The organism is Sorangium sp. So ce367, assembly GCF_051520455.1.
Lineage (GTDB): Bacteria > Myxococcota_A > Polyangia > Polyangiales > Polyangiaceae > Sorangium > Sorangium cellulosum_B.
Genome location: NZ_CP150334.1, coordinates 8,704,418 through 8,719,257 on the forward strand (window position 1 = coordinate 8,704,418; position 14,840 = coordinate 8,719,257).

Here is a 14,840-nt window from a genome sequence, read left to right on the forward strand (position 1 = left end):
AGGCTACTTCGGGTGCCCGGCGCGGGCCCAATTCGTGGCGGTCACGGGCCGCCGAGGGCCGCCTCGCCCTCCTCGCCGAGCGGCCTCAGCGCGATCACGCGCGTGGTCGGCGGGATCTCCGGGTGCGACGGGTCCTCGCGGATGAAGACGACGTCCGAGTCGCGGATCCGATCGATGCGCCAGTTCACGGCCACGTCGACGCCCGTGGGGCCGCCCGCGTGGACGATCTCGGCCTTGCCGACGAAATCGCCCACCTTCACCACCCACCCGAGCCCCGTGGGATCGGTGAGCAGCGCGCGGGCGGGCGCGCGCGAGACGACGCCGACCAGCCTGAGCTCGTCGAGCGCGAAGCGATCCACGAGGACCTGGCGCTGGATCGTCACCCGACCCCGGGCCTGCGTCGCGAACAGCGACTCGAAGCTCCGGAACGGGTCGCGGCTCCGGTCGCTCTCGGAGAAGTCGGCCTCCTGGAACTCCCGGAGCGGCAGCGGCGGCAGCTCTGGCGCGCCGGCGTCCGCGGCCGCGGACGCGGCGCCGGCCGCGGGCGCGCGCGGCGGCGAGGCGGAGGCCTGCGCCCCCGGCGGGCGTGGCTGGGTGGAGGAGGTCAGCGGCTCTTCCTCCTCGCACCCCGCGAGCGCGAGGGCCGCGGCGGTGGTCGCCCCGAGGGCGAGCAGCATCATCCGGCCGACCTTCACCGGACACCTCCGCCGCTGCGCCGCTTCACGCCGCTCGTCGCGGTCTCCCCGGCGCGCACGGCGCGGAACGCGGTCGCGAGGCACTCCACCTTGACCTCCACGTCGCTCCCCACGACCTTCGGCTCCTTGATCTCGACCTCCTCGAGGTTGATGATGCGATCGAGCTGCCCCACGCCGTGGAAGAACTTCGCCACCTGGTGGAACTTGCCGGAGAGCGTGAGCTGCATCGGCACCTTGGAGAAGAACTCCTGCGGGATCTCCTCGGTGGGGCTCCATGACGTCAGGTTGACGCCGGAGACGGTCGCGACGCCCTGGATGGCCGAGAGGAAGGCCGGCGTCTCGGACTCGTCCGGGAGGATCTTCTTCTGCTCGCGGCTCATCTGCTCGCGGCGGGTCTTCTCGTCGAGGTCCTTCTGGTAGGCGGCCTTCGACGCCTGCGCCTTGGTGAGCTCCGCCTGGAGCACGCCCTGCTTCTGCACGGCGCCCTCGATCTGCGAGTCGACGTCGGCGTAGAAGCCGACGAAGTACAGGATGCCGACGAGCGCCGCGAAGAGCGCGCCGACGCCGAGCTTGGCGAGCGGCGGCAGCCGGTCGAGCGCCGAGCCGGCCTGCACGGGCATGGGCTTCGTGGCCATCAGTACCTCACCTTCAGCTGCAGCGCGAACGAGACGAGCTCGAGCCGCGACGCCTTCTCGTTCTCCTTCTTCCCCGGGAGCAGCTGCACGTCGTAGAAGTACGAGGACAGCTTCAGCCGCTGGGCGAGCTCGTAGACGTCGGTGCCGTCGCGCGCGAGCCCCTCGACGCGCACGGTCCGCTCGGACTCGACGTAGCTCGTGAGCCACAGCCGGCGGCTGTCCCAGGACGGGTTGTAGACGGCGAGCGGGTTCTCCTTGCGGAGCTGCGCGAGCTTGTCCGGATCGGCGGTCGGCCCCTTGCCGTTCGTGAGCAGCTGCGCGAGCTCGAGGAGCACCGCGGTCGGCCCGCTGCGCGCGGCCTGGAGCTTCGCGATCGCGTCCTCGCGCGCGCGCAGCACCTCGAGCGCCTTCTTGATCTCCTCGTGGTTCGCCACGAGCGTGCGGATGTCCTGGATCTGGCTCTGCAGCAGCGAGTTCTTCCGGTTCTGCTCGTCGAGCTCCTCGACCTTCGTCTGGTGGAAGAGGAAGAGCGCGACGATCTCGAGGATCACGACGCCGAGCGTGACGAGCAGCCACCGCTGGCTCGCCTGGGGCGCGGCCCCGCGCGTGCCGCGCCGCTGCGGGAGAAGGTTGACGCGAATCACGAGCGCTTCTCCCGGTCCTTGCGCATCGCCAGCCCGAGCGAGACGCAGAACTGCGCCGCCCGGAGCCGGAGCAGCTCCTGGTTGACTTCCTTCGCTTCCACGGTGATGCGCTCCATCGGCTGGATCAGCTCGACGGCCACCCGGGCGCGCCGCCCGATCGCGGCGGGCAGCGCCGGCAGGTTGGACGAGCCGCCGGTCAGGTAGATGCGGTGCATGTCGCCCTCACCGCTCGTGGCCAGGAAGAAGTCGAGCGAGCGCTGGATCTCCCCCGCGATCGAGTCGCACACCTGCTCGATGGTCTCGATGACCTGCGCGGGCACGCCGCCCGGCCCCGAGGTCACGCTGGCGCACTTGAACTCCTCGGCCTGCTCGAAGCTGATGCCGAGCTTCCGCTGGATCTGCTCGGTGATGTAGTTGCCGCCGTTGCCGATGTCGCGGGTGAACGCGCTCGCGCCGCGCGACACGATGTTGATCGACGCGAGGCTCGCGCCGACGTTGATGATGGCGAACGTCTGGTCCGGCGGGATGCCGCGGTTCACCTCGAACAGGTTCTGGACGGTGAACGCGTCGATGTCGACCACCATGGGCTTGAGCTTCGCCGTCCTGGCGATCTGGGTGTAGTCGTTGATCTCGTCGCGCTTCGCGGCGACGAGCAGGAGGTCCATCTGTCCGGCCTCGGGGCGCCGGCGCAGCACCTCGTAGTCGACGTGGACGTCCTTGATGTCGAAGGGGATGTGCTGCTCGGCCTCCCACTGGATCTGCTCGTCCAGCTCGGCGGCGGTCATGAGCGGCACCGTGATCTTGCGGATGATGACCGCCTGGCCGCTGATGCTGAGCGCGATCTCGCGCTGGCGGATCTTGGCCTCGGAGAAGGCCCGGCCGAGCGCCTCGACGATGGCCTGCGCGTTCATGACGTGGCCGTCGACGATGGCCTGCGGCGCGAGCGGCGCGTAACCGAGCCGCACGAGGCCATAGCCCCTGCGGCCTTCCTTGATCTGAGCGATCTTGATCGCGCTCGATCCGATATCGACCCCGATCAAGTTCTTGCCTTCCGACATCCCGTCCGTCCTGCTCCGCGCCCGCCGTGGTGAAGCAAGGGAAGCCCGGGCTGCGTTGCCCGGCTCCCGGGCGCCCGATCCCCTGTGATCGCCTCTGGTCGCTTCTGGCGAAGCTTCGCACCACCGACGATCGCTGGGCAAAAAACCGCTTTACGCTCGCCTCCCGCCCGCCTATCGAAGTTCGATATGCGGTGCGGCGCCGCCGGTCGTGCCGGCGAGCGCGCGCCAGCCCAGGGTAGCACCGTCCGGGGCTCGGTCGTCGGGCACGGATGACGTCAGGTCAGAGTCCCCTCATGCATCCGGAGTTCTCCCGTTTCTGCGGCATCGGCCCCCGCGCCGGGGCCGCGATGGAGCCCACCTCTTCGTCATCGCGGCCATCGCGGCTGCGATGTGCGCTCGCCGCCCTCGCGGCGGCCTTTCTCCTGAGCGCCGCGCCCGGCACGGCGGTCGCCGAGGACGGCCAGCACACGGTCTACGCCGGCCAGACGCTCGGCAAGATCGCGAAGCGGTACCGCATCACGGTCGACGCGCTCCGCGAGGCGAACGGGCTCAAGCCTGGCCAGCGGATCCATCCGGGCCTCGTCCTCGTGATCCCGGAGCGGGGTGAGCCCGGCGCGCGCTCGCGATCCACGCGCGCCGCGCCCGGCCGGGCCGCCGCGCTGCGCGACGAGCGGGAGCGGAGCCGCGGCGCGAGCGCGAAGGAGCGCGACGCCGAGGCCCGTCCCCCGGGGAAGGGGTCGGCGAAGAGGGACGCGGCGATGCCGCCGAACAAGCGCTATGTGCAGCGACCCAAGCGCCCCGGATGGGTCCGCCTGGTGCGAGGCGCCGAGCGGCTGGACGTCCAGCTGCTCACGCCGAAGGGGCGGCTCGTGCCCAAGGCCCTCCCCAAGCTCAGCCGGCTGATGCGCGCCTCCCCCACCGCCTCGATTCCCATCGATCCGCGGCTCGCCACGCTGATTGGCATGGTGAGCGACCACTTCGGCGGCAGGCCCCTCCGCGTCGTCAGCGGTTATCGCCCCTACTCACCCACCCAGTACACCCCGCACTCCAACCACAACCACGGTCGCGCGGTCGATTTCATGGTCGAGGGCGTGCCCAACACCGTGGTCCGCGATTTCTGCCGAGGTTTCCGCAACGCAGGTGTCGGATATTATCCCAACTCTACGTTCGTTCACCTGGACGTCAGATCAGATAAAGTGTACTGGGTGGATTACTCGGGGCCTGGAGAGGCGCCGCGCTACGAGGGAGCGAAGGGTTCTGTCGCGGCCGATGAAGCGGCGCGTGATGTCCCCGTGTCCGCAGAAGAAGAGGTGTATGGGTCAGGCGAGCCCCGTGCCCCTCAGCCGCAACCCATGAATACTACAGGGACAAACTCAGACGCCGTGCGCAGCGGCAGCGGGACGGAGAAGGTACTGGGGTCAGGTTCACCCACCCCTGCTCCTGAAACCTCGCCCGCGAAAAGGTGAGCTGTCCCGCTCGCTGGCTATAATCCACACACTGAACATCCGCACCAGACACAATTGCACGGCTCTGCCTTGCACGCTGCGAGAGTTGTGGCACCAATCCACCTCACGTGCAGCAATCGACCCGACTGCAGCGGGAGGGGCTCGCTCCTCCCATGTCGCTCTCCGCGTGCTGTGACGGGGGCGGGTTCGTCCAGCCGGTCGCCTTTGGCGCGACGTGTCCGGTCGTTCCGTGTGAGCACGCGCTGATCGAGGGGCCCTCTGCGCTCGGCCTCGATGGATCGCCGAGCGTCGCGGTGCAGGCGCCGGGGGCGTCGCTCTCCCGCGAGGTTTGGGAGTCCGCGGAGGCCGTGTCAAGGTGCGCGCACGAAATTTGGGAATCTGTGGAGGTCACGTCGGCCTGCACCTACGAGGGCCCGTGGCAGCTGTTGGAGCCAGACGGCGAGCCGGACATCGAGCCGGACGGCGGCCCGTGTAGCCCGCCGCGCTGTACCGAGGCGGCCTGCACGGGCGGGCCGCGCGACAACGAGCCGACGTGCGCGCCGCTCCGCCCGGAGGTGCTGCAGGGGTACTTCCCGCTCGTCCGCAAGCTGGTGCGGCAGGTGTCGCGCCACCTGCCGCCCAACGTGCAGCGCGACGACCTGCTCAGCGCAGGGATGCTCGGGCTCGTCGACTCGCTCCGCAAGAACGGCGGGAGCGACGGCGAGACGTTCGCCGGCTACGCGAAGCTCCGGATCCGCGGCGCGATCGTCGATGAGCTCCGCGCGCAGGACTGGCTCTCGCGGCGAGCGCGCGAGGCGGTCGAGGCGGAAGCCGCCAGCAGGGCCAGCGGCGCGACGGTCTTCGTGAGCCTGAGCGAGGTGACCCCGACCGAGGAGTCGGTGCACATGTCCGGCGAGGACGACCCGATCGAGGCGATCTCGGCGCAGGCGACCCGGCGGGCGCTGTCCTTCGCGATCGCGCAGCTCCCGGAGCGGGAGCGGCGCGTGATCGGCATGTACTACTTCGAAGGGGCGAAGCTGAAGGACATCGGCGCAGAGCTCGGGATCGGCGAGCCGCGCGTCTCGCAGCTGCACACGCGCGCGCTCGGCATGCTGCGAGGCATGCTGTCCCACGCCTGACCGCCGCCCGCGCTCAGGGGGTGATCCGGCGCGCCCGGCCGGGCATCGCGACGCCGACCGCGAAGAGCGCTGTCTCCTCGTAGGCTTGCTGGAGGGCGGGGTCCCCGGACGCCCGGTGGACGAACGCGTTGCGGTGCGCGCCGCGATCGAGCGCGACCACGCGGGCGCAGCCGAGGTCGAGCAGCGCCTCGGTCGTCGCCTCGTCGCTGTCGAAGGTGGTCGTGGCCACGAGCAGCGTGCCGTCATCGAGCACGCAGGCAGCGCTGCGCCGGCGCATGGTCCCGATCTCGCGCGCCTCCGGGCGCAGCCTGCCGTCGTCGGCGGTGAGCGGCAGCTCGGTCGCGTCCGCGCCCGGCGCGAGCGGGGCGCCGCCCGCCGGGCGGATCTCGACGCGGCCCTTCTGGACCAGCAGCAAGCCTCCCTCGCCGCGGAAGCGAAGGCCGACGGTGCCGCCCACGGCGAGCCCGCGCGGGCCCCGCCGCCGGCCGGTGCCGACGCCGATCGCCGCAAGGACCTGCCGCCGCTCGTCGGCCGGCACCTCGGCGTCGAGCTTCGGCGCGCTCCGCGGCGAGATCTCGCGCGAGCCGGCGCGGAGTCGGAACAGGAACCGGTCCGGAGCGAAGGCGTGGACGCGGACCTGCGCGCCGAGGTGCACGGTGTCGGCGGCGTAGACGGCCGGGCTCCACGCCGGGGGCGGCTGCGCGCCGCCGTCCGCGGCCCAGCCCACGCTCTCGCCCGGCAGCGACAGGTCCGGCGCCGGGGGAGCGTCCGTCCAGCGCGACTCGAAGAAGAGAAAGGGGCGCGGCGACGCGGCCGCGGCGTGCTCCGGCGGCGCGATCGACATCGCGGGCGAGAGGCGCTCGGCGGTCAGGATGCCGTCCTGCTGGGGGCTCAGGAAGGCGACGCCGAGGGGGTCCGGCGCCCTGCCCAGCGAGACGCCGGCGAGGCACCCGGCGCGCTCTAGCGCCGCCCGGAGCGCGGCCGCGTCGAGGGCGCCGCCCCACGCGTGGACCACGAAGCCGCGGTCGGTCATGCACAGCGCCGCGCGCTCGACCACGAGGTCGTCGCCGTCGCCGGACGAGAGCGTCGCGCTGGCCGGGGCGCGATCCGCTGGAGGGCCGGCGAGGAGGGCGAGCGGGGCCGCGGCGCCCCCGGCCTCGAAGAGCGAAGGGCCCTGCCAGAGCGCCCAGGGGACGCGCGCGGATCCCTCCGCGCGGGGCGCGCCGGGGCTCGCCGCCGGGCGCTGCCAGAGCGCCCAGGGGACGCGCTCGACGTCCCCGCCGGACGGCCACGCGCCGAAGTACGGCCGGCCCGAGAGGTCGACCCCGAGCGTCGCCGCGCCGTCGCGCGGGGGCACGAGCGGGCGGCCGCCGACGATCATGCCGAGCGCCTCCGTCCCCGCGTGGGGCGCGCCCGGCGCGCGCGCGGAGGCGCCGAGGCCGATGGCGCCGCGGAGCGTCGGCGCGTGGGGGAGCTGCCCCGTGCCGCGCGGGCCGACGGTCGGCCTGGGGGCCTCGTACCCCGCCTGCAAGGTGAACCGGATGTGCCGTGTGTCGATCGCGAGCAGGTGGACGCGCAGCTCTGGCCGCCGCGGATCGGGCCGGAGGGTCGTCGCGGCGAACGGGCTGGAGGGGCGCTGCGGATCCTCCTCGATGCCGGGGAGCGCGCGCGGGAGCGAGGGAGCCACCAGCTCCCAGGCGCCCTCCCCCGGGAGCGGGGGATCGACCGCCGGCGCGACCGGCGGCGGCGGCCAGAGCGAAGGCCACCCCTCCGGCGCGGGCTCGGCAGACGCGGGGCCGCGGGTCACGTACGCGGCGGCCGGCGCGGCGCGCAGCCCCGCCGCCGCGCGATCCGCGGCGAGCGCGAGCCGCTCGGCCGCGGCCGCCGCCGTCGGACCGAGCAGGCGCTCGGCGGACGGCCCGGCGAGCTCGCCGAGCGAGGGCACGCGGCGCGGGAGGTGGTGCGCGCGGGCGACGAACGGATCACGCCCGCCCGTGTCGACCTCGCCGGTGCCGGCGTTCAGCGCCGCCGGGACCGCCTCCGGCCCGAGCGCCATCACCAGGCCCTCGTCCACGAGGTCGAGCCGCGCAGACGCCGGCGGGTTGTCGAACGAGATCTCGGTGCGCGACGCGCCGTCCACGCTCCCGGTCTCGAGCCAGCCGTCGATCGCCGCGCGGAGCCGCTCGCCGACGGGCCGCGCTCCCGCGCGCCCATCGCCGCCCAGATCGAGCTGCGTGATCCCCTGCACGACGCCGAAGGCGGTGGTGGTCACCGCGACGCGGCTGCCGCGGGCGACGAGGCCGCGATCGTCGCCGAGGGGCGTCCCGGTCAGGTTGCGCACGCCGTCCAGGCTCACCGGCCGGCCGGAGCGGGTGAGCCGCACGCGCGCCCGGTACAGGTCGGCGGCGCCGCGCCCGTCGGGCGCGCGCTCCGCGTCAGGCCCGCGCTCCGCCTCGGTCCCACGCTCCGCGGCGCCCGGACCCGGGACGCGCGGGACGCGCGGAACGCCAAGGAACAGCACCCGGCGGCCGAGGAGCGCGTCGGAGAAGAACCCGCCGCGCTCCTCCCAGACGAAGTCGTCCGGGTCGACGGCGCCGCCGATCGCCTCCCCGAGCATCCCGGCGATGGCGTCCGCGGTCCGCGCTGGCGGGGGCGGGGTCGAGAGCCGCGCGACGACCCCGAGAAGAGCGACGCCGAGCGCGATCGGGAGCCGACCGCGCAGGTGATCGATCCACGGCGAGAGCGGTCGGTCCGTCATCCCTGCGCGCGCGCGCTCCCTCCGGAGGCCGCGCCGGCCTGGGCCGCCGAGGCGCGCGGCCGGATCCCGAGGAGCTGGCGCGCGCGGTCCGGCTCGACCACCTCGCGGCCGACGCTCCGCGCGAAGGCGGCGGCGCGCGCGACGAGCGGCGCGCTCCCCTCGGCGAGCACCCCCTTGTCCAGGTAGATGTTGTCCTCCAGCCCGACCCGCGCGTGCCCGCCGAGCTGCATGGCGAGCTCGGTCATCGGGCGCTGGTGGCGGCCGACGGCGGCGACGCCCCAGGTGGCGCCTTGGGGGATCTGGGTGATCATGAACCGGAGCACGTCCTCGCGCGCCGCGATGCCGCCGGGCACCCCCAGGACGAACTGGAAGTGGAGCGGCTCCGCGAGGAGCCCCTCGGCGAAAAGGCTGAGCGCCTCATGGATATGGCCGACCTCATAGCACTCGAGCTCGGCGACGCTTCCCCCCGCGCGGATCCGGGCCGCCATGTCCCGGATGAGGGGCCGGGTGTTGTCGAAGATCCCGTCGCCGAAGTTGATCGTGCCGCAGTTCAGGGTGGCCATCTCGGGGCTGCAGAGCAGCGGCTGGGCGCGCTCGTCGACGCCCATCCCGACGGCGCCCCCGGTCGACGTCTGGACGATGACGTCCGTCTTCTCGTTGATCGCGGCGATCGCCTCGGCGAACAGCGCGCGCGACTGGCTCGGCGACCCGTCCGGGTTCCTGACGTGCAGGTGGACCACCGAGGCGCCCGCGTCGCGGCAGCGGGCGGCCTCGTCGGCGAGCTCGCGCGCCGTGATGGGGAGGTGCGGCGTCTGCGCCCGGGTCGTCTCCGCGCCGACGATCGCGGCCGTCAGGATGAGGGCGCTCTGCGGCGGCGTGACAAGGATCCGGGGGGGCGGCGTGATGATCGGCCGCGGCTCCGGGAGCTGCGCGTGGTCCGGGGGCGGCGCCGACAGCGCCGGCAGGACGAGGCGCGGCCGACGCTGGAGCTCCTTCGGGACGACACAGGTGCCGAGCGCCCGGCAGACGATGAGCGGCTCGGCCAGCGCGTCGGCCGCCGAGGGCGCCACCCCGGCTTCGCGGACGCTGGCGACGACCTTGCGCGCCTCGAACGCCATCGTGCGCGACGTGGCGCCGACCTTGGTGACCACCCCGGTCGCCTCGATGAAATCGCCTGCTCGGACCGGGGCGAGGAACTCGACCGCCTCGTACGCACGGAAGAGCCCCTCGTCGCCGTCGAGACGGATCAGGAGCTCGGTTGCGACGTCGCCGAAGAGCGCGAGAATACGCGCTCCATCGCACAGCTCGCCCGCGTAATGTGCGTCGTGCGCGCCCATCCTGACGCGCAGCGTGACCGTGAGACCAACCCCTGTGCTCATGGGCGTGAAGACTCAACAGTCGACAGTCGGTAGTCAACAGAGGAAACTGCCCCCGCCGATGAACCTCGTAGAAGCCAGAAATCTCCCGCGCCACGTCGGAATCATCATGGATGGCAACGGTCGCTGGGCGGAGCTGCGCGGCGAGCCGCGCGAGGCCGGGCACAAGGCCGGCAGCGCCGCCGTGCGGCGGATCGTGCGCGTCTGCCGGAGGCTCGGCGTCGAGGCGCTGACGCTATACGCGTTCAGCGAGCAGAACTGGGCGCGGCCTCGGAACGAGGTCGACGCGCTGATGGGGCTGCTTCGCGAGTACCTGATGAGCGAGCGCTGCGAGATCCTCGAGAACGACATCCGCCTGGTCGCGATCGGCGACATCAGCCGGCTCCCCGAGGCCGTGCGCGACGTGCTCGACCCGCTCCGGAAGGCGTCCGCGACGAACCGCCAGATGACGCTCGCGCTGGCGCTGTCCTACGGCGCGCGCGAGGAGATCGCCGCCGCGGCGCGCGAGCTCGCGATGGAGGCGGTCGCCGGCAGGCTCGATCCGGAGTCGATCGACGGGGCGCTGCTCGCCGCGCGGCTGCCGAGCCTGAGCGTCGGCGAGCCGGATCTCATCATCCGCACCGGCGGCGAGCAGCGGCTCTCCAACTTCCTGCTCTACGGGGCCGCGTACGCCGAGCTGTCGTTCACCGAGCGGCTGTGGCCCGACTTCACCGAGGACGACCTGTTCGCCGCCATCGCGGCCTACCAGCGGCGCGACGGCGCGGCGCCGCCCGCGCACGACGCGGAGGGCGGCGCCGGGGGGGAGCCGGCCAGCGCGCGGGGCGCGCTCGACGCGGAGCGGCCGTGGCGCGCGCGCGAGATCGCCGCGCCCGCCTCGCACGGGTCCCACGACGGCTCACGGACGGGGGTCTGAGATTGGCTGCTTCCAACCTCACGATGCGGGTCATGACCGCGCTCGTGGCCGCTCCCCTGCTCCTCTCGCTGCTCTACCTCGGCCCGAGCTGGGGCTGGGCGGCGCTCGTCGCGGTCGCCGCCGCCATCGGCGCGCTCGAGCTCTTCGCGATGACGCACGCGGACGACCGCGTCGCGCGGGCCATCGGCGTCGCGCTCACCCTCGCCGTCCTCGGCGTGATCTGGCGATTCAGCGGCTCGCCGGGCGCGCTCCTCGCGCTGATCTTCCTGCTCCCGTTCGTCGCGATGCTCATCACGCTGGTGCGCCTCGGCGAGATGCGCACCGCGGCGCTGCGCGTGCTGGCGATGACCTTCGGCCCGCTCTACGTGGGCGGCGGGCTCGGCGCGCTGGCGCTCCTCCGCCGCGACGGGGGCGCCGACGGCCCCTCGTTCGTCGTACTGGCGATGCTTCTCTCCTGGTTCTCCGACACCGGCGCCTATTTCGCCGGCCGCTTCCTCGGCCGGCACAAGCTCTACGAGGCCGTGAGCCCGAAGAAGACCGTCGAGGGCGCCCTGGGCGGCCTGCTCTTCGCCGTGATCGGCGCGCTCCTGGCTCACTTCTGGTTCCTCCGGTCGCTGCCGCTCGTGGACGCGCTCGCGCTCGCGATCGTCGCGGGCGGCCTCGGTCAGGCGGGAGACCTCGGGGAGTCCCTGTTCAAGCGCTCCTTCGGGATCAAGGACTCTGGCGGGATCGTGCCCGGCCACGGCGGCATCCTCGACCGCGTCGATGCCCTGCTCGTCACCGGGACCATCACGTATCTGTATGTCCTGTGGGCGAGGCCCTGAACGGCGTCGCGCGCGGTGCGCCGTGCGCCGTGCCTCGTCCAAAGACCGCGCATCCATCGATGCGCGACACCCACATCGCACGCACGCGCCGCAGCCTCGCCCCCGACGCGGCTCTCCTGCCGTCAACGCGGCGCCTCCTCGCACACTGGCAGCCTGACGCATCGCCCCGCCCGTCCGGAACCGCGATGACGCATCGCATGGTTGCGCCCGACGTTGAACGGAAGGGCTCAGCGCACTAGAAAGTTACATAGCCATGGAAGAACAGCTCAGTACCAAGACCACGACTTCGCCTGTGAGCGTCCCTGCTGCTCCGAGCCACAGGCACAAATACGAGTTCTTCAAAGTCGTCCAGGGTTATCTCGACGAGGCTGCCCGGCTGATCGAGCTGCCGGGTTACATCACCACGATCCTGAGCCAGCCGAAGAACGAGATCATCGTCAATTTCCCTGTACGGATGGATGACGGCAGCATCCGGCTCTTCAAGGGTTACAGGATCCAGCACAACAACCTCCTCGGGCCGTTCAAGGGGGGCATTCGATACCACGAGACGGTATCGCTCGATGACCTCAAGGCGCTGGCCGCGATGATGACGTGGAAGTGCGCGCTCATGAACCTGCCGCTCGGCGGCGGGAAAGGGGGGATCAAGTTCAACCCGAACGAGGTGTCGCGCGCCGAGCTCCAGAGGATCACCCGCCGCTTCTTCCATGCGCTCGGCGGAAACATCGGCCCGGAGACGGACATCCCGGCTCCCGACATGGGCACCGACGCAAAGACCATGGCCTGGGCCATGGACACGTACATGAACACCGTCGGCCAGCTCTTCAAGCAGGCGGTGAAGGGCGTCGTGACGGGCAAGCCGGTGGCGTCGGGCGGCACGTACGGTCGCGAGAAGGCGACGGGCCAGGGGGTCGTCCACTGCATCACCGAGTGGGCCGAGGACAACGACGTGAACCTCGGCGGCTCGACGCTGCTCGTGCAGGGCTTCGGCAACGTCGGCTCGCACACGGCCGTGCTCCTGTCGAAGCTCGGCGCCTCGACCGTCGCTGTCGGCGATCACACCGGGTATCTCTACAATCCGGAAGGGTTCAATCCGCACAAGCTGCAGGACTACGTGAAGAAGAACCGCTCGATCGCGGGCTACCCTGCCGGCAAGCCGATCAGCCGAGAGGAGTTCTTCCGGCTCAAGGCGGACATCTTCATCCCGGCGGCCCTGGAGAACCAGGTCGGCGTGGAGGAGGCGAGCTGGCTGCAGGTCCGCCTGGTGGCCGAGGGCGCGAACGGGCCGTGTACCCCTGAGGGGGAGAAGATCCTCCTGGAGCGCGGGATCCATATCCTTCCCGACGTCCTCGCCAACTCGGGCGGCGTCACGGTGAGCTACTACGAGTGGGTGCAGAACAAGCGCTCGGAGACATGGACGCTCGAAGAGGTCGACTCCCGGCTCGAGAAGGCGATGAAGCGGGCCTACCGCGAGGTGACCGAGATGGCGCGGCAGAAGAAGTGCACGCTGCGCCTCGCCGCCTATGCCGTGGCGCTGCAGCGGCTCGCGGCGGTGTATGGAGAGCGCGAGATCTTCCCCTGAGATCGCTTATCCGCGCTCCTCCGGCCCGCCGTCCGTCCGCGACGGCGGGGCGCTAGACCTTGGCCCGACCCGGCCCGTCCCCCGCCTTCGGCGCCCGCGTGATCTCGGCTGCCCGGCCGGCGACCCGGAGCGCGGCGCCCTGGACAGCGTGTTTGTATTTGACGTAGCCGAGCGCGAGCAGCCCTGTCCCGCGCGGGTCCTCGACCTGGCTCGTGACGGCGCCGACGGCCGCGCCGTCGGGCAGCGCGATCTCCGCGCCCGCGGGCACGCCGCCCTCCCCCTCGACGGCGAGCTGCACGAGCCGCTTCTTGGCGTGGCCGCGCGCCTGGAGCATGAACACCGTCTCCTGCCCCAGGTAGCACCCCTTGCTGAACGAGACGGCGCGCTCCTCGATCGAGGCCTCCTGCGGGAAGTTCTGGTCGTCGAAGTCGACCCCGAACCGCGGGACGTTGTTCTCGACCCGGAGCGCCTCCCACGCCGCCGCCGTCACCGGCAGGACCGCGCGGGCCTCGCCCTCGGCGAGGAGCGCCTCGAGGACGGCGCCCTCGGCCTGCCGGGGCGCCACGAGCAGCGCGCCCCCGAGGCCGGTCCAGTCGACGATCGCGGCCTCGGCGCCGGCCGCGCGCCCGGCCGCCGCGAGATCGGCGGACCGCGGGCCGTGGACGAAGACCCAGGCGTGCTCGCCGGAGGCGTCCTGGACCTCGGCGTCCTCCATGATGAGGTGGCGGTCGAAGAGCTCGCGGAGCTGCTCGACGCGCTCCCGCAGCGCGCCGACGTAGATGCGATCGGCCGCGATCACGATCCACACCTCGGCGAAGATCTTCCCCGTCTTCCCCACGTTGAGCCCGTACGCGCCACCCGCGGGGGGCGCGGCCTTCGCCCCGGCAGGCAGCGGCTTCTGCGGCGCGAGATCGCAGGTGACCAGGCCGTTCAACCAGGTCTGCCGGTCCGAGCCGGTGACGATCAGCGTCCCGAGCTCGGGCATGGCCTGCACGAGCGCCCCTTCGCGGAGCGCGCGCCGCCGCTCTTCCAGTCCGTGAGCGTTGCTCATCGAGGCCGGATCGTGGAGGAGGGAGCCCGCGCCGTCGAGGGGCGGCCCGAACTTTCAGCGCTCAGGGATCGACCTCGGCGACGAGCTCCGGGAACTGAGCCGACTTGTGGACGCCCGGCGGGACGATCGCCGCGTCGACGTGGCCGACGAGGCGGCGGAGCGCGTCGACGTCGGCCGAGAGCACCTCGGCGACGACGGTGAGCGCCCTCGGGAGCGACGCGACGGCCTCGATCACCGCCTCCGCCGACGCGCCCCGGACCAGGACCGCGCGCGCGCCGACCTTCGCGGCGGCCTCGGCCCCCTCCTTGCTCTCCGCCAGCGCGAGCGGGAGCATGCGCATCGTCCTCGCCCCCTTCGCGAGGCGATCCCAGTCGTCGAGCGGCAGCGTCGCGTCGATGCAGACCCCGTCCGCCCCGTGGTAGCGCGCCGCGAGGGCGCCGTCGCGATCGCTCACCCGCGACAGGCAGAGCGACGGCACCGTCCTCGTCGCCCGCGCGGCCCCCTGCATGGCGGGCCCTGCCTCGGCGAACGCGAGCGCGGAGATGTTGAGCTCATGCAGCCGCGCCGCATCCTCCGCGGGCGCCTCCGAGCCGACGAGCCCGACAAGAGCCATGTTCTTCCTGCGGGTGGAGATCACCTGGAGAAGATCGCGTGTGGACGGGACGATCGATCCTGCATCGAAATCCTGCATGGGGAGGGCCGGTAGACGAGACGAACGCGCGG

At 72.4% G+C, this 14,840-nt stretch carries 13 protein-coding genes; 5 read left to right on the forward strand and 8 right to left on the reverse strand.

All coding sequences use genetic code 11. From position 1 onward, the window contains the following. Positions 1-41: 41 nt before the first annotated feature. From WME97_RS32970 to pilM, 4 genes are read right to left on the reverse strand one after another with little or no spacing between them, the layout of a single operon-like run. Positions 42-695, reverse strand: coding sequence for a pilus assembly protein PilP (locus tag WME97_RS32970; RefSeq protein ID WP_437543372.1), 654 nt, complete (start codon positions 693-695; stop codon positions 42-44). Further along, entirely contained in the window at positions 692-1,330 is a 639-nt protein-coding gene (locus WME97_RS32975; protein ID WP_437543374.1) for a type 4a pilus biogenesis protein PilO, read from the reverse strand. Before WME97_RS32975 ends, WME97_RS32970 begins: the two co-directional genes overlap by 4 nt. Then, positions 1,330-1,974 (reverse strand): PilN domain-containing protein, encoded by a 645-nt coding sequence (locus tag WME97_RS32980; protein ID WP_012238808.1) that lies wholly within the window; start codon positions 1,972-1,974, stop codon positions 1,330-1,332. Before WME97_RS32980 ends, WME97_RS32975 begins: the two co-directional genes overlap by 1 nt. Continuing rightward, positions 1,971-3,032: a type IV pilus assembly protein PilM gene (gene pilM / locus WME97_RS32985; RefSeq protein ID WP_012238809.1), complete on the reverse strand. Its 1,062-nt coding sequence runs from the start codon at positions 3,030-3,032 to the stop codon at positions 1,971-1,973. Before pilM ends, WME97_RS32980 begins: the two co-directional genes overlap by 4 nt. Before the next feature lie 293 nt (positions 3,033-3,325). On the opposite strand from pilM, the gene WME97_RS32990 reads away from it, so the two are divergent. Next, the gene (locus tag WME97_RS32990; protein ID WP_437543376.1) at positions 3,326-4,498 is read left to right on the forward strand and encodes a DUF882 domain-containing protein; all 1,173 of its coding nucleotides are present in this window, start codon (positions 3,326-3,328) and stop codon (positions 4,496-4,498) included. Between the two features lie 380 nt (positions 4,499-4,878). After that, positions 4,879-5,616: a sigma-70 family RNA polymerase sigma factor gene (locus WME97_RS32995; protein WP_437543378.1), complete on the forward strand. Its 738-nt coding sequence runs from the start codon at positions 4,879-4,881 to the stop codon at positions 5,614-5,616. Between the two features lie 13 nt (positions 5,617-5,629). Here the strand turns inward: WME97_RS32995 and WME97_RS33000 are convergent, their stop codons facing one another. Together WME97_RS33000 and WME97_RS33005 are read right to left on the reverse strand one after the other, a co-directional pair. Next, positions 5,630-8,374, reverse strand: coding sequence for a hypothetical protein (locus WME97_RS33000; RefSeq protein WP_437543379.1), 2,745 nt, complete (start codon positions 8,372-8,374; stop codon positions 5,630-5,632). Continuing rightward, complete coding sequence (locus WME97_RS33005; protein ID WP_437543381.1) at positions 8,371-9,753, reverse strand: 3-keto-5-aminohexanoate cleavage protein; 1,383 nt, start codon at positions 9,751-9,753, stop codon at positions 8,371-8,373. The genes WME97_RS33000 and WME97_RS33005 overlap by 4 nt, the downstream gene beginning before the upstream one ends. Between WME97_RS33005 and uppS the strand changes: the two genes are divergently transcribed. The 3 genes from uppS (at position 9,752) to WME97_RS33020 (ending at position 13,066) form a co-directional block, all read left to right on the forward strand. Further along, positions 9,752-10,663 carry a polyprenyl diphosphate synthase gene (gene uppS / locus WME97_RS33010; RefSeq protein WP_437543383.1) on the forward strand — a complete coding sequence of 304 codons (912 nt, stop codon included), beginning with the start codon at positions 9,752-9,754 and terminating at the stop codon, positions 10,661-10,663. The genes WME97_RS33005 and uppS overlap by 2 nt on opposite strands. Positions 10,664-10,695: 32 nt before the next feature. Continuing rightward, positions 10,696-11,487 carry a phosphatidate cytidylyltransferase gene (locus tag WME97_RS33015; protein ID WP_437543385.1) on the forward strand — a complete coding sequence of 264 codons (792 nt, stop codon included), beginning with the start codon at positions 10,696-10,698 and terminating at the stop codon, positions 11,485-11,487. Positions 11,488-11,779: 292 nt separating this feature from the next. Further along, a complete protein-coding gene (locus tag WME97_RS33020; protein WP_437543386.1) occupies positions 11,780-13,066 on the forward strand; it encodes a Glu/Leu/Phe/Val family dehydrogenase in 1,287 nt (428 codons plus the stop codon). A gap of 52 nt (positions 13,067-13,118) precedes the next feature. On the opposite strand, the gene ygfZ is transcribed toward WME97_RS33020, so the two are convergent. Together ygfZ and WME97_RS33030 are read right to left on the reverse strand one after the other, a co-directional pair. Beyond that, on the reverse strand, positions 13,119-14,117 hold the full coding sequence (gene ygfZ, locus WME97_RS33025; protein ID WP_437543388.1) for a CAF17-like 4Fe-4S cluster assembly/insertion protein YgfZ: 999 nt from the start codon (positions 14,115-14,117) through the stop codon (positions 13,119-13,121). A 61-nt stretch (positions 14,118-14,178) separates the two neighbouring features. Continuing rightward, positions 14,179-14,808, reverse strand: coding sequence for a hypothetical protein (locus WME97_RS33030; protein WP_437543390.1), 630 nt, complete (start codon positions 14,806-14,808; stop codon positions 14,179-14,181). Positions 14,809-14,840 lie beyond the last annotated feature (32 nt).